Origin of the sequence: Paraburkholderia sp. CNPSo 3274, assembly GCF_024206475.1 — a bacterium.
Lineage (GTDB): Bacteria > Pseudomonadota > Gammaproteobacteria > Burkholderiales > Burkholderiaceae > Paraburkholderia.
On the sequence record NZ_JAMBPR010000021.1, the window covers coordinates 105941 to 127579 of the forward strand.

Genomic DNA, 21639 nt, shown 5'->3' on the forward strand with positions numbered 1-21639 from the left:
GGGCATGGGCAATCTGACGAACGTTTCCGTACGCAATCTGCGCATCGACCTCGGCGCGAACACGGTGATCGACGAACTCGATCTCGATGTGCGCGCAGGCGAGTTCGTCGTGCTGCTCGGGCCATCGGGCTGCGGCAAATCCACCTTGCTGCACAGCATCGCGGGCCTCGTCGACGTGACCGACGGCAGCATCGAGATCGGCGGCGAGGACATGACATGGGCCGACCCGAAGGACCGGGGCGTGGCGCTCGTGTTCCAGTCGTACGCGCTTTATCCGACCATGAACGTGGAGCGCAATCTCTCGTTCGCACTGCGTATCAATGGCACGCCGAAGGCGGAGATCGACCGCCGCGTGAAGCGCGCTGCCGACATGCTGCAGCTCGGGCCGCTGCTTTCGCGCAAACCCGCGCAGCTCTCGGGCGGCCAGCGCCAGCGCGTGGCGATTGGGCGCGCTCTCGTGCGCGAGGCGGACGTGTTCCTGTTCGATGAACCGCTCTCGAACCTCGACGCCAAGTTGCGCACCGAATTGCGCCGCGAGCTGAAGCAGCTGCACCAGCGACTCGGCGCGACGATGATCTACGTGACGCACGACCAGGTCGAGGCGATGACGCTTGCCACGCGCATGGCGGTGATGAAGGGCGGGGCGATCCAGCAGTTCGGCACGCCGGCCGAAGTCTATGCGCGTCCCGAGAACCTGTTCGTCGCAACCTTCCTCGGCGCGCCGCCGATGAACCTGCTGCGTGGCAGGCTCGAAGCCGACGAGGGCCGGCTGCGCTTTCGCGGGCCAAGCCTCGACGTGGATGTTTCGGCTTACGCGTTCAAGGGCACGCCGGATCCGACGCGCGCCTGCGTGCTCGGCGTGCGTCCGGAAGACGTGCGCGCAGGCGGTTCGGTGCGCCCGCACGAAGCGGCGTGGGAAGGCCGCTTGACGCTCGTGGAGCCCATGGGCAATCATCGTGTACTGTGGATCGAGCACCAGGGGGGGCAGATCGCGTCGATCGATCAGGACAAGACGCCGCTTGCAAGTGCGGCGGCGGTGCCGTTTTCGATCGACGGTGCACATGTTTCGCTGTTCGACGAAGAAACCGGCGCGCGGATCTGATGCACACAACCGACAAAGAAAGAGAGACCAGGAACGTGGCGACCCTGAAAGACGTGGCGGCGCTGGCCGGCGTGGGCCTTTCGACGGCTTCGCGGGCGATATCGGGCAACGGCCCGGTGTCGGCGGAGGCGGCCGCGCGCGTACAGGCTGCAATCGAGCAACTCAATTTCCGGCCTTCGTCCATCGGCCGCGCGATGGCTACCAAGTCGCTCGGCATCATCGGTATCTTCGTACCGACGTTTTTCGGCTCGTACTACGGCACCATCCTGAAGGAAACCGATACGCAGTTGCGCGCCGTGCGGCGCCATGTGGTGGTGGCCACCGGTTGCGGCGAAGCTTCGCCGCGCGAGCAGGCCATGGAGGCCGTGCGCTTCCTGATTGGCCGCGATTGCGACGGCGTGGTCGTCATCAGCCACGATCTGTACGACGACGACCTGCAGATGCTGCACGCCATGCACCCGCGCATGGCCTTCCTGAACCGCGCATTCGATCAGTTACCCGAAGCATCGTTCTGCGCCGATCACTTTCACGGCGGCGAGATGGCTGCCCGCACGCTCATCGAGCACGGCCATCGCGAGCTTGCGGTGATCGGCGGGCCGTCCACGTCATCAGACAATGCGGCACGTCTGCATGGTTTTTTCGCCGAGCTGGCGCGTCACGGCATCGAGCGCAGAACCGTGCCGCATATCGTCTCGGACTTCTCGCCCGAAGGCGGCTATGTGGCGGCCGGGACCCTTCTCGAACGCAAACACCGCTTCACAGGGCTTTTCTGCGCGAACGACACGATGGCCATGAGTGCGCTCGCGCGCCTGCAGCAGGCAGGGTTGCGCGTGCCCCACGACGTTTCGGTAATCGGCTACGACGACGATTATTCGGCGGCCTACATGGCGCCGGCGCTGACCTCGGTGCACATTCCCACCGCGGAGCTCACGCGCAATGCGGTGCGCTGGCTCATCAACCAATGCTACGGCACACAGTGGCCGATCGAGCGCACGTTTCCGGTGAGCGTGACGATGCGCGATTCGGTGGCGCCGGCGAAGTAACGCCCGCGCGCGTCGCGTGCATCGAGCAACAGCGGTGAAGTCGAAGGTGAGGGTGGGGAGCCGCACCCGGGAGGCGGCAAGTCGCGTAAAATCGAACGCATTCCCAATCCCCACCTTTTCCATTCATGCCCGCGCACGACCCGGCTGGTACGGTCAAGAAAGAAGAAGGCGTCGCTGTCATCGACCGCGCGTGTGCCATTCTGTTCGCGTTTCGACCCGGAGACAGCGCGCTCACGCTCGCCGAACTCGCGTCGCGCACGGGCCTCTATAAAAGCACGTTGCTGCGGCTAGCCGGCGCGCTGATTCAGCATCGCCTGCTGCTGCGCCTCGACGACGGACGCTACCAGCTCGGCCCGGCCACGTTCGCCCTGGGCGCGCTCTATCAGCGCAGCCTCAACATGGGCGACATTCTGCTGCCGCTCATGCGTGATCTGGCCGCTGCGAGCGGGGAAAGCGTTTCGTTTTACGTGCGCGACAACGCCGTGCGCGTGTGCCTGCATCGCGTCGATTCACATCATGTGGTGCGCCACCATGTGCGCGAGGGCGACGTGCTGCCGCTCGATAGTGGATCTGGCGGCCGCGCGCTGCTTGCCTTCGGCGGCGAGCCGGGCGAGCCGTTCGAGAGCATTCGCCGCGACTTCTACTGCATCTCGATCGGTGAGCGCGACCGCGAGACCGCCGGCGTTTCCATGCCAGTGTTCGGCGTTCACGATATCTTGCGTGGCGTGCTCACGCTCGCCGGGCCGAGTTCGCGCATCGACGGCGCGTTCGTCGAGCGCCATCTCGACGCGCTGTTCGATTGTGCGGTACGCGCTACCGACGCGCTCGGCGGCGACTCGCGCGCGCTGCGCGCCGCCCAACGCGCACAGGCTGCGCGCACACGCCAGGACGCCTGAATCCACGCGAGGCTAGCGGAAACACTGCGGCCGAAAATCGCCGTTTGCACGCGGCCGCCTTCCCGGCGAGTTGATCAGGACTGCTCCAGATGGCGCTCCGGCGCACCAGTATAGGCATACGGAATCTGGCGCGGCATGGGTCCCTTGTTACGCTCGCCGCGCCCGCGCTGCTCCCACGCATGCGCAAGGATGCCCACCGCGCGCGAGAGGCAGAACACGCCGCGCGCCAGTTCGGGCGCAAAGCCCAGTTCGGCGTAGATAACGGCCGTTACGCCGTCGATGTTCATCGGCACGGGACGGTCCTTGCGCCTTTTCAGCAAGGCTTCGATGCCGCGCGCAATCGCGGCATAGCGGCCCTTGATCGTGCCGGACGCCACACGTGCATCGACGAGCGCGAGCAGCCGTCCGGCGCGCGGATCGACCGGATGAAAGCGATGGCCGAAGCCCGGCAGATACTTGCCATGAGCGGCGATGAACTCGTCTACGCCTGCTTCGACCGCCGCGTCGAACGGGCTGCCCGCCACGATGCGTGCGGCAATGTCGGCATAGAGTTCGACCGCCTGCTGGCCAGCGCCGCCGTGCACGTCATCGAGTGCGTTGAGCGCCGAGGCCATTGCACCGTTGATCGGCAAGCCGCAGCTCGTGGCCATGCGCGAAATCGCGATCGAAGGCGCGTGTGGCCCGTGATCGACCGAGGCCACGAGCGCCGCTTCGAGCAGCGTGGCCTCTTCGTCGCCGGGCAGCTCGCCGCGCAGCATCAGCCAGATCATCTGCGGGAAACTCACATTGCCGATCAGCTCCTGGATTGGATAGCCGCGCACCTTGATGGAGCCCGGATGGATGTCGGTGATCGAGGTGCTCCAGTAGTCGGCGCAAAGGGCGGCGAGATCGGGCGTGGTTGGGTTCGTCGTCGGCATGGTCAGATCACTCCGTCATGGTGGAGGGCGTCGATTTGGGCGGCTTCGTAACCGAGTCGTGCGAGCGTTTCGCGCGTGTGGGCGCCGAGCGTCGGGGCGGGTGTTGCGGGCGCGGCGTCTGCATCGGCGAGCCGCAGGCCCGCGCGCGTCACGCGTTGCGCGGCTTCGCCCTGTGCCGGTGCGAACTCGCGTATGAAGCGCCGTTCGGCCAGGTGCGGATGCGCGAGGATTTCGGGCACCGAGAGCACGCGGCCCACGGGCACGCCGCGCTCGAGCAGGCGCGTTTCCCAGTTGGCCGCGCTGTCCGCGGCGAGCGCGGTTTCGATCTCGGCCTTGAGCGCTTCGCGATACTGTTTGCGCGAATGGCGCGCGCAAAAGCGCTCGTCGCGCGGCAGGTCGGGGCGGCCGATCACCTCGCACAGGCTTTCGAACTGGCGCGTTTCGTTTGCCGCGATATTGAGCAGGCCCGCGCCGGTGCGGAACGTGCCCGAAGGCGCGGCCGTGAAATTCTCGTTGCCCATCGGCGCAGGCTCGACCCCGGCGTTCAGATAGTTGGACACGACCCAGCCCATGGTCGCGAGCGTGGCTTCGAGCATCGAAACGTCGAGGCGCCGCCCGCGTCCGCTCGCTCGCGCGTTGACGAGCGCCGCGCAAATGCCGAACGCAGCCGTGAGGCCGCCCACCGTATCGGAGACGGGATAGCCCACGCGCAGCGGCGCGCTGCCCGCGTCCCCCGTCACGCTCATCACGCCGGACATGCCCTGAATGATCTGGTCGTACGCCGGGCGGCGCGAAAGCTCGCCTTCGTCGCCGAAACCGGAAATCGCACAGTAGACCAGCGCCGGATTGACTTCGGATAACTGATCGTAGCCGAGTTCGAGGCGGTCCATCACGCCGGGCCGGAAGTTTTCGACGAGCACGTCGGCGCGGCGTACCAGATCGAGCAAAATGGCCTTGCCGCGCGGGTCTTTCAGATTCAGCGTGATCGAGCGCTTGCCTGCATTCACGGCCACGAACGACGCACCCATATTGCGCGCCGCGGCATCCTTGTCGGCTCCCAGACGCCGCGCGAGGTCGCCGCCTTCTGGATGCTCGACCTTGGTGACTTCGGCGCCGAAGAGCGCGAGTTGATAGGCGCAGAACGGACCCGCGAGCACATTCGACAGATCCAGGACGCGCACGCCGGCTAACGGGAGCATGATTGCAGCCTCGTATTGAAAAAATTAGTGGGAGATGTCGTCGAGCGCGCGATTTTTCGTGCGCGGCCCAAAGATGCCGATGGCCGCCATCACCACGATCATCGCGCCGGTGATGAGCGCGAAAACGCCTGGCACACCGAAGTGGCGCAGTGCGAACGCGATCATGAACCCCGAGAACATCGCGGAGAGACGCGACATCGAATAAACGAAGCCGACGGCCGTGGCGCGCATGCGAGTGGGGAACAGCTCGACCTGGTACGCGTGATAGCCGACCGAGAGCAGCGTGCCGCCCAGTGTGATGAGCACACCGAGGAACATGAGCATGCCGGCCGACGTCTGCATGGCGAACAGCGTGCCGCAGACGGCGATGGCGAGCGCCGAGAGCACGACGAGCGTCTTGCGCTCGATGCGGTCGGCAATCGCCATGCCGATCAGCGGGCCGAACGGATTCGACGCGGCGATCACGAACGAGTAGAGCAAGCTGTGCGTGACCGTGACGCCCTTGGAAACGAGCAGCGTCGGCACCCACGAGGCGAAGCCATAGAAGCCAATGGCCTGAAACAAATTGAACACGAGCAGCGTGATCGTTCGGCGGCGGTACGGCGGCTGCCAGATCTCGGCGAAGCGCGCCTTGGCGAGCATTTGCACGCTGGCCGATTCGGCGACAGGCGCGGGCAACAAGCGCCCATGCTGCGCTTCGATCTTTGCTTCGAGCCTCGCGAGAATGCGCGCGGCTTCCTCGGTGCGGCCGCGCTGGGCGAGCCAGCGCGCGCTCTCGGGCACGCGGCGGCGGATCGCCCAGGCAATGAGCGCGCCGAACGCGCCGAACATCACGACCCAGCGCCAGCCGTCGAAGCCGAGCGGCGCGCGCGGCACGAACCACCATGCGAGCAACGCGACGGTCGGCACGGCTGTGTACTGCACCAGATGCACGAACGCAAACGCGCGGCCACGCATGTGCTTGGGCACGAGTTCGCTCACGTAGGTGTCGATGGTGACGAGCTCGACCCCCACGCCAATGCCAGCGATCAGGCGCCACAGGTTGATGCCGGGCGCACTCGTCTGCAGCGCCATGATGCAGGTCGCAACCGAATACCAAAGCAGTGATGCGGTGAACAGGGTGCGGCGGCCATAGCGGTCGGCAAGACCGGTCAGGCAGAACGTGCCGATGAAGAGCCCCGCGAACGACGCCGCCACGAATGCGCCGAGCCCCGAGAAGCCGAAGAACGAAGCCGTGGTGGTCGAGTAGAGGCCGCTCTTCACGAGGCCCGGCCCGACATAGGCCGTGAAGAACAGATCGTAGAACTCGAACCAGCCGCCCAGCGAAAGGAGGAGCACGAGCGTCCAGATGGCGCGTGTGGCCGGCAGGCGGTCAATGCGCGCGTTGATCTCGGCCGCACTGGGGGGCGCGGCGGCATCGTCCCGGAGCGGCGCACGCGTCGCTCCGATTGGCAAGCTGGACATCGGACTCTCCTGAAAGCTTCGTTTGTGCGTCTGGGCGTTCTGGTGGGCAGAACATCGTTCTATAAATATGGCTCGATGATACTGCGTGGCGTTGAGCTAACCGACCAGGGCTTTTACTGAGTGGGACGCGATGAGACCGCGCAGGGAGAGGGCGGTGCACATGCGTCACATGGGGCCGTATCCTGGTGAGCGCCAACAGCGCGCTGGGCGGTCGCGCGCGTCCGGAGAGCGGGGGTAGACGCAGGCGCAATCGACTGTTCTGTCGCCGCTCACCGACCTCGACAACGGCGAGGGAACCGCCCCCACGAGCGCGGCGCAGCACGCCGTCGATCAGCAGGCGATCAACGCGCTCAATGCCATGGGCGCTTATCTGCGCACGTTGTGCCGGTTCGAGGTCAATGCGGGCACTTCGACCGAAGTCGTGCTCGACAACGGCCAGAACGCCACGCGGCCGACGGGTGGGAATACTTGCCCGGCGATGTCACCCGAGTATTTTTCTTATTTAACATAAGATAAATTATCGATGTTTTTAATGTTCTCAAACATCGGAATCCACCGCATCACATCTCGACAATGACCTTCAACGCCTGCGTGCTGGCCGCCTGCGAAAACGTCTCATACGCCTTGGGCATGTCGTCGAACCCAAACCGATGCGTGATCAGCCGGTTTGGATCGATCCGTCCGGCGCGCACGGTCTTGAGCAACATGGGTGTGCTCACGGTGTCGACGAGACGCGTCGTGATCGCCACGTTGCGGTCCCAAAGCTTGTCGAGAAAAAGCGACGCCGGCACGCCATGCACACCGATGTTCGCAATCACGCCGCCCGGCGCCACGATCTGCTGGCACAGCTCGAACGTCGCAGGCACGCCAACGGCCTCCATGGCGCAATCCACGCCCACGCCATCCGTGAGCTTCATCACCGCATCCACGGCGTCGCCCGCGCGCGGATCGATGCACGCCGTCGCGCCGAATCGCTTTGCGCATTCCAGACGGTTGGGGTCCATATCGATCATGATGATCTGCGCGGGCGTATAGAACTGAGCGGTCAGGAGCGCGGCCAGCCCGATCGGCCCCGAGCCGACAATGGCAACCGTGCTGCCGGGTTCAACCCGGCCGTTGAGCACGCCGCATTCGAAGCCCGTCGGCAAGATGTCCGAGAGCATCACGAGCGCGGCCTCGTCGAGGCCGTCGGGAATCCGGTACAGGCTCGTTTGCGCGTGCGGAATGCGCACATACTCGGCTTGGGTCCCGTCGATGCGATTGCCGAGAATCCAGCCGCCCGTCTTGCAGTGCGAGTACATGGCGCGACGGCAGTATTCGCACTGTCCGCAGCTCGAGATGCACGAGACGAGCACGTGGTCGCCGGCCTTCAGCGTCGACACGCCGTTGCCGACTTCATGGACGACGCCCACACCTTCGTGACCGAGAATGCGGCCCGGCTCGCAACTCGGCACGTCACCCTTGAGAATGTGGAGATCGGTGCCGCAGATCGTCGTCTTCGAGATCTTGACGACGGCATCGCCGGGTCCCTGCAAGGCGGGCGTTGGCCGCGTTTCGAGTGCGAACTTGCCCGGACCGTTGTAGACCAGTGCTTTCATGGTTCCTCCATCGACAAACGGAAATGCGCCGGCTCGCCGGGCGCCCTCCTTTCGGTCCGCTGGCGCGCGGCGAGTCTGTCTTCCCCTGCAAGGTTTGCATATTTCGATACACGGTGAGCCGCCGTGAGCGAATTCGAAAATAGCGAGGACATCGCCCTTGCATTCATGATCGTAGTACTTACGACCGGCGCAGCGCTATCCAATGTCCGATGGCCACGAAGTGATGGCGTGGACGTTCATGCGTTGCGCATGGACTTCTTGCGCACACCCGAACGCTAGAACGCTAAAACAGATGCCGGATGCCGACCTGCACGCCGAATTCGCTCTGGCCGGGTCCCGGCGTCAGGAACGAGCCCGTCGTAATGCTGGCACCCGCCATCTTGAACTGCGCGGTGCCGTAGTTCTTCAATTCGGAAACCGTGCCGTAGAGCCGCGTCCCCTTCGAGAGATCGTAGTTGACGATCGCCCCATATTGCAGGGCGTCGTTGCCGAGATGCGTGCTGTCCTTGGTGTAGGCGGCGCCGGCGCCCACACTGAAGAACGGCGTGATCCGGTAGTCGGCCGAAAGCGAGTACGTGCTGTGCCAGTCGCCTGCCGTATTGCCAACCGGCCCGACCGTCGGGTCGTATTTGCCCGCCGGGTTGCTGAGCGCATTGCCGGTGGTCGCGGAAATGACCTCGTTGGCACGGAAATAGCCGACGTAGATGCGCCCCCACCCGTAGTCGAGATTGCCGCCCGCCATGAATTCCTGCACGCGGTTGGACGCTGTCGCGTTCGCCGCATTCAAATAGGCGAGCGCGAGATAAACCGGGCCTTGGGTGGTCTGCACGCCAGCCTGATATACGGCATTGCCCGCGAGCGTGCCCGGTTGGCCGCCCACCGAATAGTGCAGCTCGACCTGGGTCCCCACGAACTTGGGCGAGATCCAGGCAATGTCGTTGTCGACGCGCGCCAGCCAGTTCGCAAAGTTGTTATAGCCCGAGGCGTAGGTTGCTGCGCTGAAGGCGTCCATATTGCCGCTCCAGGCGAACATCGGCGTGTTCTGCCGCCCGAAGCGCACCTCGCCGAACCCACCGCCCACACCGACCCACGCCTGGCGATCGAAGAAACGATAGCTGTTCTGCAACTTGCCTGTACCTGGATCGAAGCCGCTCTCCAGCGCGAAGTTCACGCGGTATCCGCCGCCGATGTCCTCCGTGCCGCGCAAGCCCCACCGGCTCGTCATCAAGCCGTTATTGCCGAGCACGGCGAGCGACGTGGTCTTGCCGTCGACTTTCGTGTTCTGGTAGCCGGCGAAAACGTCCAGTACGCCGTAGAGCGTCACCGACGATTGTGCCATTGCCGACGTACTGGCAATGACAGCTGCACTGATCACCGATAAAGTAAGGAATCCTCTATTTAACGACATCGTCACTTTCCCCTGTTGTTGACTTCTTGATAGTTCGGCGCTGGTCTGAAGGCGTCAGCGTGCGCGGTCGGTCGCAAGCATGCGCTTGACCACGAGTGCGAGCGGCACGGTGAAGCAAAAGTGCGACATGAAACCGCCTATGATGACGACCGGGTCGTAGTAATTGGGATGGTTGTCGGATGCGATACTGATCGCCACATGCATGACGATCCAGGCAAGGATCGCGTAAAAGAGCGCGACGAACGTGGCCTCGTAGCCGCGGCGGCGGAAATACGGCCAGATCGCGGCGAACAGCACGCCCCACCCGGTGGCGAAGAAGAAATGGATGGCAGTCCCGAGGAAATATGCCCAGATGCCGAGCGAGTCCTGTACGCCCTTGCCGAACACGAGGCCCGTCGCGTTGCGGGGAATGCCCGCAAGCGGCATGAGATGCTGGGCGCCAACCCAGATGAGCGCCTCGTATATCCAGATGATCACCGCGCCGGCCAAGCCGCCGGCAATGCCAGCGCGCAAGATTGCGCCGAGAGTCGGCTTGCCGTCGATTGCCGTGCTCGTCCCTTGATATCCACCCTCACCCACGCTTGCATTGCCGCTCATAGCCGTCTCCTCCAGTAATCCTGCACGAAATGTTTTTTCGCCACGATAGAAACGGGGATAACGGAAAACTACATCGGGTTAACGGCAGGCAGGAGGCGTTCCGCGGGCAAGAAAGCGCGCGCAAGGCACACTGGTGGCTCGCGATGAGCAGCGCAGCGCCAAGCTGGACAAGGCTTGGCGCAATTCATCGCCGCAAGGCGGGAGACTGGCAAACCGGCCTACAGGCCCGGCCGCCGATAAGAGAAATCGATACGGCAGAAACGACTTCGCAACGCTACGTCTGCAAACGCACTGCACCTGCCGCCATTCACCTGCCCCCCTTTAGCCGAAGCAAGAGGCGTAGCAGCACAGGCAGCACGAGCAGCACGAGCGGCATCTGCACGATCAAGCCCGAGATGATCGCGACGGCGAGCGGTTGCTGCATCGCGGAACCCTGGCCGATCGCGAAGGCAAGCGGCAGCAGCGCGAGAATAGCTGCGATGGTCGTCATCGCGATGGGCCGCAGGCGATTGCGGCCCGCGGCCTGTAAGGCCTCCTCGAGCGGCACGCCTTCGTCGCGTACGAGCCCCTGGAACTCGGAAACGTAGAAGATCGCGACCTCCGTCACGATGCCGACGATCATCGTCATGCCCATCATCGCGGAGATGTTGAGCTCGATGCCCGTCACCCACAGCCCGATGAAAACGGCGCCCGTGGCGAGCAGCGGCATCGCCATCACCGCGAGCGCCACGCGAAAGCGCTCGTAGAGGAACAGCAGCAGGCCGAACACCAGCGCCACGGCCGCGCCGAACACCGCGAGCAGTCCCTTGAAGGCGATCTGCTGTTGCTGGTACAACCCGCCAAGTTCGTAATAGACGCCCGTTGGCAGGAGCGCGGGTTCAGCGAGCGCGCGCTGCACGTCGGTGATCGTCGAGCCGAGGTCCCGCCCATCGATACGCGCCGTCACCGCCACCATGCGCTTGAGGTTGTCGCGGCTGATCTCGGGCTGGCCGCTCACGTGCACCGGTTCGGCAACGCGCGAAAGCGCAAACACGTGCCCGTCCGGCGCGCGCAACGGCAGGCGCGCGAGTTCGGTGTCCGTCATTTGCAGCGCGCCTTGCGCACGCACGCGCACGCCGACCGTCTTCGGGCCATTCTGGAACTGCGTGGCGACGTTGCCGTCCAGCAGGTCCGAGACCTGCTGCGCGATTGCCTGCGGATCCATGCCCTCGGCCGCCGCGGCGTCGGGGCGGATGCGCAGATCAATGGCGTCGCCGGCAGGATTGATGCCGTCGTTCACGTCGACGATGCCGCTAATCTTGCCGATGCGTGCGGCCACACGCTGGGCGGTTGCGTCGAGCACATGCGGGTCGTCCGAGTAGATCTTGATCTGCACGGGCTGCGGAACCGCCGTGAGGTCGCCAATCAGGTCCTCCATCAACTGTGCAAGTTCGACGCTCACACCAGGCACGTTTGTTTCGATCTGCGAACGGATCTCCTCCATCACCGTGTCGATCGGTTCGCGGCTACCCGACTTCAGGCGCACAAAGAAGTCCCCCTTGTTCGGCTCGTTCAGGTCGCCGCCAAGTCCGGCGCCGGTGCGGCGTGAATATGTCGCCACATTCGGATTCGCACGAATGATCGATTCGATTTGTTGCATCAGACGATCGGTTTCCGTGATCGACGTGCCAGGCTGCGTGTGATAGTCGAGCACGAAACCGCCCTCGTCCATCGACGGCATGAAGCCGCTCCCGACCCGCGTGAACGCGAGAGCCGAAAGCAGCGCAAGCGGAACGACGAGCGCGAGCACCCACATCGGCCGCGCGCTCACGCGCGAGACAAGCCGCGCATAGGTGCGGTTGAGCCATGCGGCGAAGCGCGTTTCGCGATGCTCCTCGGCATCTTTCGCCGTGAGCCAGCGGTCGCACAGAATCGGGATGGCAAGCCACGTGACGAGGAACGAAATAAAGAGCGCGCTCGCCATCGTCACGGAAAGCGCCTTGAAGAACGCACCCGTTACGCCCGAGAGAAACGCCAGCGGCACGAAGATGATGAGCGTTGCCGCGGAAGAGCCGGCGAGCGGCCGCGTGAATTCGAGCGCCGCGCTCATCACGCGGCCATGAAACGCATGCGCGCCGGCTTCGCGCATACGCCGCGCGATGTGCTCGATCATCACGATGGCATCGTCGATCACGAGGCCCACCGCCGCCGCCATCCCGCCGAGTGTCATGATGTTGAAGCCCATGCCGAACACGTCGAGCAGCAAAATGGTCGCGGCCATTACGATGGGCACGAGCGCCACGGCGATGAGCGTGATCTTCGTGTTGCGCAGAAATACAAAGAGTGTGAGCGCCGCGAGCACCACGCCAATCATGATGGCATCGCGCACGCTGGTGGCCGAGGCGATCACGAGCTCGCTCTGGTCGTACCAGTTCTCGAGCTTCACGCCTTGCGGCATCTGCGGGCCAAAGTCCTTCAGACGCGCGCGAATCGCCCGCGCCATCGCCACACTGTTCGCGCCGGGCTGCTGGTAGACGTTGATCAGCACCGCGTCCTGGCCGTCGGCGGTCACGCGGATCCATTGCGGCACGGTCCCCTGCGTGACGGTCGCCACATCGCCCAGGCGGATCTGCGTCGCGCCCGCGGACGAAACGACGACGTTTTTCAGCGTATCGAGCCCGCTGAAAGCCGAATTCGCCACGACGAGAAAGAGCTTGTCGTGGTCCTCGATACGCCCCGTGGCCATCAGCACGTTGCCCGCGCCGATCGCGCGTGAGACATCGGCGACCGAAAGCTTGTGCGCCGCGAGGCGTGCGGGATCAACGGCAACTTCGAGCTCGTCTCGCGCCCCGCCCGTCACGTCCACGCGCGCCACGCCTGCAACAGAGGAAAGCAGCGGACGCAACTGGAACTGGGCAAGGTCGTAGAGCTGCGAGAGCGACAGGCGCGACGACGTCAGGCTGTACGCGAGCACCGGGAACACCGTCGGGTCCATACGGCGCACCTGCATGGTGGTGCCGGGCGGTAGCGTCGCGAGTATCTCGGCAATGGCTGACTGCGCCTGCAACGTGGCTTGCGCCATGTCCGTGCCCCAGTCGAAATTCAGGGAGATCTCCGCCGCGCCCCGGCTCGTGCGAGATTCCACGTCGCGCACGTTCGGTACGCGACGCAACGCTTCTTCCACCGGCATGGTGACGAGCGTCGCCATCTGTTCGGCCGGACGGTCGCCCGCGTCGAGCGAAATCACGGCGCGCGGAAAGGAAACGTTCGGAAAGAGCGAGATCGGCAGGCGCAACGCGGTGAGCGCACCGGCAAGCGCGGCAAGCGCGATCACAAACAGAAGAGAACGTCGATGGCGCTGCATCCACTGGCTGAACGTCATCGCGCGCCGCCTTGCGCCACGCGCACGGCCATGCCGTCTTCGAGTTCGTAGTTGCCAACGACGACAAGCGGCCGCGAGGCGTCGAGCGCGCCATCCACGCCGTACGTATCTCCATGCTCGACTTTTACCCTCACCTCGACGCGGTGCGCCTTGTTGTTCGGCGCGACTTGATACACATAGCTGCCCTTCGCGTCCTGGAGCACCGAGGCGCGCGGCACGTTCCACCACGTGCCGGTCTGTGTGTCGATGTCGGCCCGCACGCGCGTGCCTGGCAGGAACGCGGTGCCCGCGAGCGGCACGTTCGCACTCACGTTCACGAGCTGGCTCTGCGCGTCAATGGCTGCGCCGACGAGCACGATGCGCCCTTGCGCACGTTGCGAACCGAGCGAGGCAGAGAGCGGGCGCAGCACGACACGGTCGCCCGTGTGCAGCGTAAGCGCGTCGGCGGGTTCGACGCCCAGCGAAATGTTCGCGGCATTGACCGCCGGACCATTGGATGCAACGAGCTGGGCGAGCGCCGTGCCCGCCTGGATCCGGTCGCCCGGCACCGCGGCAAGCTGCGCGATGACGCCGGCCACCGGCGCCGTGACGGTTATCGAACCCGGTGCAATGCCCGTTGCGCGTTGCGCAGCGAGCGCCTGCTGTGCGTCATCAAGCGCTTTTTGCGCCGCGGAGAGCTGCGATTGCGTGGCGAGACCGTCGTGAAAGAGCGAGCCGGTGCGCGCGAGTTCGCCACGGGCGAGCGTCGTCGCGCTTTGTGCCTGCGTGTAGGCGATCACGGCGTTAGGGTCGGCTTGCACGACGAAGAGCGACGCGCCGCGCGCTACGGTCTGGCCGGGCTGTACGAGCACGCTCGTGACGCGTGCGAGATACGGAAGGCTGATGGTCGTTGCATTCGAAGCCGCAGACGCAACCGCGCCATACGCGACAACGGTTTGAGCAACCGGCTGGCGCATCACGTGCACGACCTGCACGGCGGCAGATGGCGCAGGCGTGCTGCCCGAAGAGCCGGCGTCGTCTGCGCGCGCTGGGTGCGGTGCGAACAGCGCTGCGCCCGCGGTGAATGCTGCCGCAGCGCCAAGTGCGCAGACGGCGACACGCATGCGCGTGCCGGAAAGAAAGCGGTGCTCAGTCATGGAGATCAACGTGCAACGATGTGATTGGAGGGCGCGCTTTCAGCAGTGGCGCCTCGCGCGGGCGGAGTCTGATCAGGATCGGGAATCGCGCTGCCGAGCAGCGCCTGGAGGCCAATGCGTTGCTCCGCTAGCGCTTCGCGCGCGGTGGCGGCATCGATGCGACGCGCGTTCGCGGCGGTTTGCGCGTCGACGTACTGGCCAAGCACGATGTTGCGCGCCGCGTAGGCGTCGCGCGCCTGCGCGGCGGCACGCTCGAGCCCAGGCAGCGCAGCGTCATCCTGATCGAGTTGATGCGCGGCGATCGCGCTGTCGGCACGCAGGTGGGCGATATCCGCGTAAGCCGCGTTCAAGCGTATCTGGTATTCGTCCGCGAGACGCTGTCGCGTGGCCTGCTCGATGGCGATGTTGCCGCGATTGCGGTTGAAGACCGGCAGCGTAAGGTTGATTGCGAAGCCACTCGTGTAGATCTCCGAAGTGTCGCGCTGGCGCGTAAAGCCCACGGAAAGACTTGGAAACTGGTTGAGGATCGCGGCGCGGTACTTCTGCTCCTGCGCCTCGTAGCCTGCCTGTAGCGCGATCAGATCGGGACGGCGCTGCGCCAGCATCGCAATGGCGGTGTCGAGCGTGTCATCGGGCATCGGCGTGACTGCCGTGTCGCCTGTGAGCGCAAGCGTCGTGTCGGGCGCGAGCCCGAGGAGCGCATTGAGGTCATGATGGGTCTGCTCGCGCGCGTGCTGCATGTCGGTGTATTGTTTGCGCGCGTCTTCGTATGCGGTGAGCGACGCGGTGACGCTGTCCGCCGTCACGTTGTGCTCGCTTGCCGCGTGCGCGGTACGTTCGTAACGCATGCGGGCCAGCGCCGTCTGCTGCGCGAGCAGCGGCAACACTTCGTCCTGAAAGCGTGCTCTGACGTACAGTTGCTTCGCCTGCGCCACGACTTGCCACTCCTGCCAGAGCAGACCGAGGTCGGTCTTGCGAACCGTGGCGTTGGCGGACTTCGTGTTCGCGCCACGCGTGACAATCGCCATCACGTCCATGCTCAGCCCGTAGCTGAACGCACGCGACAACCCAACAGCACCGGGATAGTCGCTGGAGATGCTCACCTGGGGATCTGGCAGGAGTCCTGCTGAAAACGCCTGCGCTTGCGCAATGCCGAGATCGTCACGCGCAAGTTTCAGGTCGGGATTGTTGGCGACGGCCAGCATCGCGACGTCTTCGATGTCGAAGCCGTCCGACGGATCGAAGCGATGTGCCACAAGCTCGGGCAACGGCATTTTCGCGGGATCGATCTGAACCCGTGCGAGCGCATCCTGCGTGGTCAGCGAAGGATCCGCAGCCAATGGCTGCGCCTTGTAGCTCGCGCAGCCGGCAAGCAGTGCGGTGCCCGATGCAAAGGCGACGAGCGTGGCACGCGCGCTATTCGGAATGTTGAAGTGAAAGACGCGCGGATACATCGCGCGAGACTGCGGGCTGGACAAAATGCGCTCCTTGAGCCAATCCCGCGCAGCATGAATGCGCGAGCATTGACCTGAACACAAACACCACACGTTGGTAGCGTTGCGGCAGGCATGGGGCGCATTCTGCAGGGTAAACGCTTATGCAATCCTTAAGCAGGCGTTCGCGTCCAATCTCTACGGCCGCTTCGCCGTCAGATAGGCGACGCGCTCGGCGCCGAGTTGCGTTCCGCTTTCGAAAATCGCCCGCATTCTAATTTCCAGATACGTGCGCTCATCACGGGTAAATTCCTTCTCGAAGACCTCGTCCAGGCTGGGCGCCCACGGGTGGGGCGAGGTACGAAGAAACGTTTCCCAAGGCAGACGGTCGCACTTCGATGTGCAATTCCAGATGAATGTCAGTGAATCCCGCGTCGATCGCGAAGCGGACGAGGTCGCGCTCGCCATAATTGGTGATGGGGAGCGCGCGTGCCTTCTCCTCCGTGTCGGGGAACTGCGCCGCCCGGCGTCGTGACTTACGTTGTTCGTGAGTGGCAACAAGATAGATTTCCAGGAGAAACTTGAAAGATCTGCGGGATGGTAGCTTTTGTATTCTGATGAACTCCTTATCTAAACCCTATTCCCAACGTGGAGCCATATTTTCGCAATGCCAAAGCTGCGCCCCTTTTAACCTGAATAAAAGTCTGTTTCATTCCAGAAAATACCGTCAACGATTTCGATCGGTAGACGCGCCATAGCACGGGGCATCAGGAAACTCGGACCTGATCAGTTTTTAAAACAAATCCTCGAGCCATTATGAATGGCGTAGATGCGAATCAAACCGCAGCTTATGCAAGCCTTAAGTTGCTTTGGTTTCGCAAAATAAATACTTCTTAAGTATTCGGAAGGAGCTCCGATAAACCGAGCGCTGTTCACGGTTTTTTCTCTCTTTTTTGGAGACCTTCTGATGGCAATCCAGGCAATTTCTAGCCAACCCGCACCTGCGACGGCAGCGAATACCGGCGCGCAGAACCAGCAGGCGACTGCTGCTGCGCAACCGGCCAGCAAGACGCAGTCGCAGTCCAGTACGACGACGCAGACTTCGACGCCGTCGGCTTCGTATGCCGTCACGATCAGCAACGCCGCACGCGCTGCATTTGCCGAAGCCACCGAAACGTCGGTGCAGACCGCGCAAGAAGCCAACCGCGGAGATCGACAGGCTCAACGCCTGCTTGTGAAGGAGCAGGCCAATAAACTGGGGTAAGGCGCAAAGCGTGCGATAGACGCTGTCTGGCGACGGTAACGCACGCCCTACTCTTCAAAAACCGGCGCCGGAAAAAACGCCCTTTACTTCGGCGTGCGTGATCTGCTTGCACGTCGCGCGAAAAAAACGCGACGTGCAAGCCAACCGCTTTTGGGCAAAGATCATTCGACGCGCTCCAGGCGCGTCGGCCAAACCAAACCGATAAGATAACTTTTCTTATCAATATGGATCGTTTTGTACGAAAAACTCAATGCTCCAAAAACGCGCCACAACCGGCCATCACGTCGGCTCGGTTCCCCTCACATCCACCGCGCGACTTGCGCGCTGTGTCCTGAACGCAAACCAGGCGATTGCCAGCGCCGCCGCTAGCCACGGCAGCAGCGCGTTCAGCCCCTGCCACCCGAATCGTTGCAGCAGCCCGCTGGGCCGTTCAGACCTGGCTTGAGGGACAATATGTGACAGCGCGGGCGGTTGCGCCCGAAGGCCTCGCAACGCAAATCTGGGCGGCGACCTTGCCGGCGCGCAGCAGCGAGTGCTATGTGGTCGAATTCTTCGCGCTGCTCAAGGAAACGAGCGCGCAGACGCTTTCGGACATCGAGCTTTGCGAGTAATCGGGCAGGAGGTTTTATGCAGTCGCGGGATCACTGGAATCGCGTCTACACGACAAAGACGCCGACCCACGTAAGCTGGTTTCAGGAGCATGCGCTCCAGTCGGTGGCGCTCATTCGGCAGGCGGGTTTGTCGAAGGACGCGGCCATCATCGACGTGGGCGGCGGAGCCTCGACGCTGGTCGACGACCTCGTGGCGGAGGACTATCGCAACGTCACTGTGCTGGACCTGTCCGACGCCGCGCTCGCCGCCGCCCGCATGCGCCTGGAAACGCGACTGGGCGAACGCGCAAGCCGTGTTTCGTGGATCGTAGGAGACATCACGCAAATCGAGCTGCCCGTGCGGACTTACGACGTTTGGCACGACCGCGCCGTGTTTCATTTCCTCACGAGCCGCGAAGACCGTGAAGCCTATGTGAGCGCCGTGCTGCGCGCCGTGAAACCGGGCGGCATCGTGATCGTGGCGACCTTCGCCGAGGACGGCCCCGATCATTGCAGCGGGCTCCCCGTGATGCGCTATAGCGCCGATGCGTTGCACGCCGAATTCGGCGCGCCCTTCACGCTGCTCAAACAGGAACGCGAGGAGCATCACACGCCGGGTGGCGCCACGCAGAAGTTCATCTACTGCATGTGCCGTAAAGAGACTTCGTGAACGTGCTTGTCGTTGACGCGCGTCGTTTCAGGGTGCGAACGCGAGTGCCGTGTCTTCCGGAAGATTTTCGAGCGCGCGGCTGCCATCGCGCAGCGCTTCGCTCTCGCCGCTGAAGGTCGTTTCGCTATACGCGATGAGCTTGAAGCCGCTACCCGCGCTGCGTGGGATGGTGATGCCCCAATGCCACCCTCCTTCCTGTTCGAAGACGTGCAGCTTCAGAGATGCATGCAATGTAGTAGATCGATTCGTCATGTCACGCCCTCCTTTGCGAAAGCGTCGAGGCAGCCAGCAGACCTGGTCAGTGTAGGCATCATTTTGTTGCGGCGCAATAAATATCAACGTGGAGTGGCGATGCTACGTCATCGGGCGTCGTCATCCGGCAACAAAACGAAACAGGCGGCAACGAGAAGCAACAAGCGGAAACAAAAGCAAACAGGCGTGCGGCAGCGCAGTGTCGTGCTTCACTGATGTACGTCAGGCGCTCTGCCCCCCCAAAAGGACTCAAAAGGACGGGGCGGGCACGCCGCGTTCGCGCTATCCTGCGCGCAATGCGCGAAAGTTTGCGCTCCCCATTTTCCTTTGCGCCCCGAAGCATGACTGAACGCACCGAAGCCATCCCCGACAGCACGCCCGAGGCCGCATCCAATAGCGCGCGATCAGCGCTTTGCTATCCCTACCCGGAACCGCCCGCGCCCGGCTCGACCCTCGAGATCGCGCCGGGCGTGCGCTGGCTGCGTATGCCGCTGCCCTACGCGCTCGATCACATCAACGTGTGGCTCCTCGACGAGGCCGAAGGTTGCGCCGTGGTCGATACGGGCGCCCGCACGGACGCCGCCACGGCTGTGTGGCGCGCGATCTTCCCGCAAAGTGGCGAGACGCGCACGGCGTCGCGCGTGACGCGCGTGCTGGTCACGCACATGCACCCGGATCATGTGGGCATGGCCGGCTGGCTCACGCGCGCGTTCGACTGCCGGCTCTGGATGACGCGCGCGGAGTACTTCAACTGCCGCGTGGCCGCTGCCGACACGGGGCGCGAAGCGCCCGCCGACGCCCTCGACTTCTATCGCCGCGCGGGCTGGAGCGAGTCTGCCATCGATGTGTATCGCGCACGCTTCGGCCGCTTCGGCCAGCATATCCACGCTCTGCCAGAAAGCTTCCGGCGCCTGCAGGACGGCGAGGTCGTGCGCATCGGCACGCACGACTGGCGCGTGATCGTCGGCATGGGGCATTCGCCGGAGCACGCCTGCTTTTACTGCCCGGCGCTGAAGCTCTTCATTTCCGGCGACCAGGTGCTGCCACGCATCTCGTCGAACGTTTCCGTCTATCCGATCGAGCCCGACGCGGACCCGATGGCCCAGTGGTACGCGTCGTTCGACAAGCTGCAACGCGAAGTGCCCGACGACGTGCTCGTGCTTCCCTCGCACAACGACTGCTTTTACGGGGTGCACGCGCGCATCGAACGTTTGCGCCAGGGGCAGGACAAGAGCCTCGCGCGCCTGCGCGCCACGCTCGCCGAACCGCGCCGCGCCGTAGATGTGTTCGGTGCGCTGTTCGCGCGGCGCATCGGCGAAGACGATCTCGGGCAGATGAGCCTCGCAACCGGCGAGAGCCTTGCGTGCCTGAACTACTTGATGTATCGCGGCGAAGTGAAACGCGATCTGCGCGACGACGGCATGTACTGGTACTCGCGGACGTAGAATCGCAGACGTAAAAAATGGCAGGTAAGGCGCACCACGCCCCGCCTGCCACAAGCCGCATCGACGGCACGCACCGGAAAATTGGAAGGTCGTCGGTCGGCCAGTACGCTTGCGCTGGCCGAATGGTTCGACAAGGGTGGCGAACGCGCCGCCCTGTGCTTACATGTTCGGATAGTTCGGGCCGCCGCCACCTTCCGGCGTGACCCACACGATGTTCTGCGTCGGGTCCTTGATGTCGCAGGTCTTGCAGTGCACGCAGTTCTGCGCGTTGATCTGAAGACGATGGGCGTCCTGCTCATCCTTCACGAACTCATACACGCCTGCGGGGCAAAAGCGCGCCTCGGGGCCCGCGTACGTCATGAGGTTGATGTTGACTGGCACCGTCATGTCCTTGAGCGTGAGATGCGCAGGCTGATTCTCTTCGTGGTTCGTGTTTGAAACGAACACCGAGGAGAGCCGGTCGAACGTGAGCTTGCCGTCAGGCTTCGGATACTCGATCGGTTTGCACTGCGAAGCGGGTTTCAGCATCTCGTGATCGCGGTGCTGGTGATGCAGCGTCCACGGCACGTTGCCGCCCATGAGCTTCTGCTCGATGCCCACCATCAGCGTGCCCAGGTACAGGCCCTTGCTCATCCACTGCTTGAAGTTGCGCGCCTTGTACAGCTCCGTGTGGAGCCACGACTGCTTGAATGCTTCCGGGTAGGCCGCGAGTTCATCGCTCTGGCGGCCCGCCTGCACCGCTTCGAACGCCGCATCGGCGGCCAGCATGCCGGTCTTGATCGCCGCGTGGCTGCCCTTGATGCGCGAGGCGTTCAAAAAGCCCGCATCGTCGCCCACGAGCGCGCCGCCCGGGAACACGAGTTTGGGCAGCGACATCAGGCCGCCCGCCGTGATCGCGCGCGCGCCATACGAGACGCGCTTGCCGCCTTCCAGGTACTTGCGGATTTCCGGGTGCGTCTTGTAGCGCTGGAATTCCTCGAACGGCGAGAGATACGGGTTCTGGTACGCAAGTCCCACGACAAACCCCACCATCACCTGGTTGTTGTCGATGTGGTACAGGAACGAGCCGCCGTAGGTGTCGCTTTCCAGCGGCCAGCCGGCGGTGTGGATCACGAGGCCGGGCTGGTGTTTCGAAGGATCGATTTCCCACAGTTCCTTGATGCCGATGCCGTAGACCTGCGGATCCGAATCCTTGCCGAGCTTGAACTTCTCGTTGAGCTGGCGGCCCAGATGCCCGCGGCAGCCTTCGCAGAACAGCGTGTAC

General features: G+C 63.9%; 18 protein-coding genes. 7 read left to right on the forward strand and 11 right to left on the reverse strand.

The window, feature by feature from the left end:
* Positions 1-4: 4 nt before the first annotated feature.
* From M3I54_RS16715 to M3I54_RS16725, 3 genes are all read left to right on the forward strand, one after another.
* Complete coding sequence (locus M3I54_RS16715; protein ID WP_254337708.1) at positions 5-1102, forward strand: ABC transporter ATP-binding protein; 1098 nt, start codon at positions 5-7, stop codon at positions 1100-1102.
* Between the two features lie 35 nt (positions 1103-1137).
* Positions 1138-2145, forward strand: coding sequence for a substrate-binding domain-containing protein (locus M3I54_RS16720; RefSeq protein ID WP_254337710.1), 1008 nt, complete (start codon positions 1138-1140; stop codon positions 2143-2145).
* A gap of 125 nt (positions 2146-2270) precedes the next feature.
* Positions 2271-3041 (forward strand): IclR family transcriptional regulator, encoded by a 771-nt coding sequence (locus tag M3I54_RS16725; protein WP_254337712.1) that lies wholly within the window; start codon positions 2271-2273, stop codon positions 3039-3041.
* Positions 3042-3115: 74 nt separating this feature from the next.
* Here M3I54_RS16725 and M3I54_RS16730 read toward each other — a convergent pair whose 3' ends face one another.
* From M3I54_RS16730 to M3I54_RS16770, 9 genes are all read right to left on the reverse strand, one after another.
* A complete protein-coding gene (locus tag M3I54_RS16730; protein WP_254337714.1) occupies positions 3116-3958 on the reverse strand; it encodes a citryl-CoA lyase in 843 nt (280 codons plus the stop codon).
* 2 nt (positions 3959-3960) lie between these two features.
* Positions 3961-5160: a CoA transferase gene (locus tag M3I54_RS16735; protein ID WP_254337758.1), complete on the reverse strand. Its 1200-nt coding sequence runs from the start codon at positions 5158-5160 to the stop codon at positions 3961-3963.
* A 21-nt stretch (positions 5161-5181) separates the two neighbouring features.
* The gene (locus M3I54_RS16740) at positions 5182-6621 is read right to left on the reverse strand and encodes an MFS transporter (protein ID WP_254337716.1); all 1440 of its coding nucleotides are present in this window, start codon (positions 6619-6621) and stop codon (positions 5182-5184) included.
* A gap of 560 nt (positions 6622-7181) precedes the next feature.
* Entirely contained in the window at positions 7182-8219 is a 1038-nt protein-coding gene (locus tag M3I54_RS16745) for a zinc-dependent alcohol dehydrogenase family protein (protein ID WP_254337718.1), read from the reverse strand.
* A 283-nt stretch (positions 8220-8502) separates the two neighbouring features.
* Positions 8503-9627, reverse strand: a complete 1125-nt coding sequence (locus tag M3I54_RS16750) for a porin (RefSeq protein ID WP_302058982.1) — start codon at positions 9625-9627, stop codon at positions 8503-8505.
* Between the two features lie 54 nt (positions 9628-9681).
* The gene (locus tag M3I54_RS16755) at positions 9682-10224 is read right to left on the reverse strand and encodes a hypothetical protein (protein WP_254337723.1); all 543 of its coding nucleotides are present in this window, start codon (positions 10222-10224) and stop codon (positions 9682-9684) included.
* A 307-nt stretch (positions 10225-10531) separates the two neighbouring features.
* Positions 10532-13585, reverse strand: a complete 3054-nt coding sequence (locus M3I54_RS16760; protein ID WP_254337725.1) for an efflux RND transporter permease subunit — start codon at positions 13583-13585, stop codon at positions 10532-10534.
* Positions 13582-14721 (reverse strand): efflux RND transporter periplasmic adaptor subunit, encoded by a 1140-nt coding sequence (locus M3I54_RS16765; protein WP_254337727.1) that lies wholly within the window; start codon positions 14719-14721, stop codon positions 13582-13584. Before M3I54_RS16765 ends, M3I54_RS16760 begins: the two co-directional genes overlap by 4 nt.
* A 5-nt stretch (positions 14722-14726) precedes the next feature.
* Positions 14727-16199: a TolC family protein gene (locus tag M3I54_RS16770; RefSeq protein ID WP_254337729.1), complete on the reverse strand. Its 1473-nt coding sequence runs from the start codon at positions 16197-16199 to the stop codon at positions 14727-14729.
* 922 nt (positions 16200-17121) lie between these two features.
* On the opposite strand from M3I54_RS16770, the gene M3I54_RS16775 reads away from it, so the two are divergent.
* From M3I54_RS16775 to M3I54_RS16785, 3 genes are all read left to right on the forward strand, one after another.
* Positions 17122-17418, forward strand: a complete 297-nt coding sequence (locus M3I54_RS16775; protein WP_254337731.1) for a hypothetical protein — start codon at positions 17122-17124, stop codon at positions 17416-17418.
* Positions 17419-17873: 455 nt separating this feature from the next.
* On the forward strand, positions 17874-18029 hold the full coding sequence (locus tag M3I54_RS16780; RefSeq protein ID WP_254337734.1) for a hypothetical protein: 156 nt from the start codon (positions 17874-17876) through the stop codon (positions 18027-18029).
* Between the two features lie 16 nt (positions 18030-18045).
* Positions 18046-18678: a class I SAM-dependent methyltransferase gene (locus M3I54_RS16785; RefSeq protein WP_254337736.1), complete on the forward strand. Its 633-nt coding sequence runs from the start codon at positions 18046-18048 to the stop codon at positions 18676-18678.
* 27 nt (positions 18679-18705) lie between these two features.
* Here M3I54_RS16785 and M3I54_RS16790 read toward each other — a convergent pair whose 3' ends face one another.
* Positions 18706-18930, reverse strand: coding sequence for a hypothetical protein (locus tag M3I54_RS16790; protein ID WP_254337738.1), 225 nt, complete (start codon positions 18928-18930; stop codon positions 18706-18708).
* A gap of 341 nt (positions 18931-19271) precedes the next feature.
* On the opposite strand from M3I54_RS16790, the gene M3I54_RS16795 reads away from it, so the two are divergent.
* On the forward strand, positions 19272-20375 hold the full coding sequence (locus M3I54_RS16795) for an MBL fold metallo-hydrolase (protein WP_254337740.1): 1104 nt from the start codon (positions 19272-19274) through the stop codon (positions 20373-20375).
* Between the two features lie 159 nt (positions 20376-20534).
* Here M3I54_RS16795 and M3I54_RS16800 read toward each other — a convergent pair.
* The coding region (locus tag M3I54_RS16800) for an electron transfer flavoprotein-ubiquinone oxidoreductase (RefSeq protein WP_254337742.1) at positions 20535-21639 on the reverse strand (1105 nt) is incomplete at its 5' end.

What these genes read in the sequence shown, in the direction of transcription:
- M3I54_RS16715 (WP_254337708.1), top strand. Translation starts at nt 5, where the DNA reads ATGGGCAATCTGACGAACGTTTCCGTACGCAATCTGCGCATCGACCTC.
- M3I54_RS16730 (WP_254337714.1), bottom strand. Translation starts at nt 3,958, where the DNA reads ATGCCGACGACGAACCCAACCACGCCCGATCTCGCCGCCCTTTGCGCC.
- M3I54_RS16745 (WP_254337718.1), bottom strand. Translation starts at nt 8,219, where the DNA reads ATGAAAGCACTGGTCTACAACGGTCCGGGCAAGTTCGCACTCGAAACG.
- M3I54_RS16765 (WP_254337727.1), bottom strand. Translation starts at nt 14,721, where the DNA reads ATGACTGAGCACCGCTTTCTTTCCGGCACGCGCATGCGTGTCGCCGTC.
- M3I54_RS16775 (WP_254337731.1), top strand. Translation starts at nt 17,122, where the DNA reads ATGGCAATCCAGGCAATTTCTAGCCAACCCGCACCTGCGACGGCAGCG.
- M3I54_RS16760 (WP_254337725.1), bottom strand. Translation starts at nt 13,585, where the DNA reads ATGACGTTCAGCCAGTGGATGCAGCGCCATCGACGTTCTCTTCTGTTT.
- M3I54_RS16725 (WP_254337712.1), top strand. Translation starts at nt 2,271, where the DNA reads ATGCCCGCGCACGACCCGGCTGGTACGGTCAAGAAAGAAGAAGGCGTC.
- M3I54_RS16785 (WP_254337736.1), top strand. Translation starts at nt 18,046, where the DNA reads ATGCAGTCGCGGGATCACTGGAATCGCGTCTACACGACAAAGACGCCG.
- M3I54_RS16795 (WP_254337740.1), top strand. Translation starts at nt 19,272, where the DNA reads ATGACTGAACGCACCGAAGCCATCCCCGACAGCACGCCCGAGGCCGCA.
- M3I54_RS16755 (WP_254337723.1), bottom strand. Translation starts at nt 10,224, where the DNA reads ATGAGCGGCAATGCAAGCGTGGGTGAGGGTGGATATCAAGGGACGAGC.
- M3I54_RS16740 (WP_254337716.1), bottom strand. Translation starts at nt 6,621, where the DNA reads ATGTCCAGCTTGCCAATCGGAGCGACGCGTGCGCCGCTCCGGGACGAT.
- M3I54_RS16750 (WP_302058982.1), bottom strand. Translation starts at nt 9,627, where the DNA reads ATGTCGTTAAATAGAGGATTCCTTACTTTATCGGTGATCAGTGCAGCT.
- M3I54_RS16790 (WP_254337738.1), bottom strand. Translation starts at nt 18,930, where the DNA reads ATGACGAATCGATCTACTACATTGCATGCATCTCTGAAGCTGCACGTC.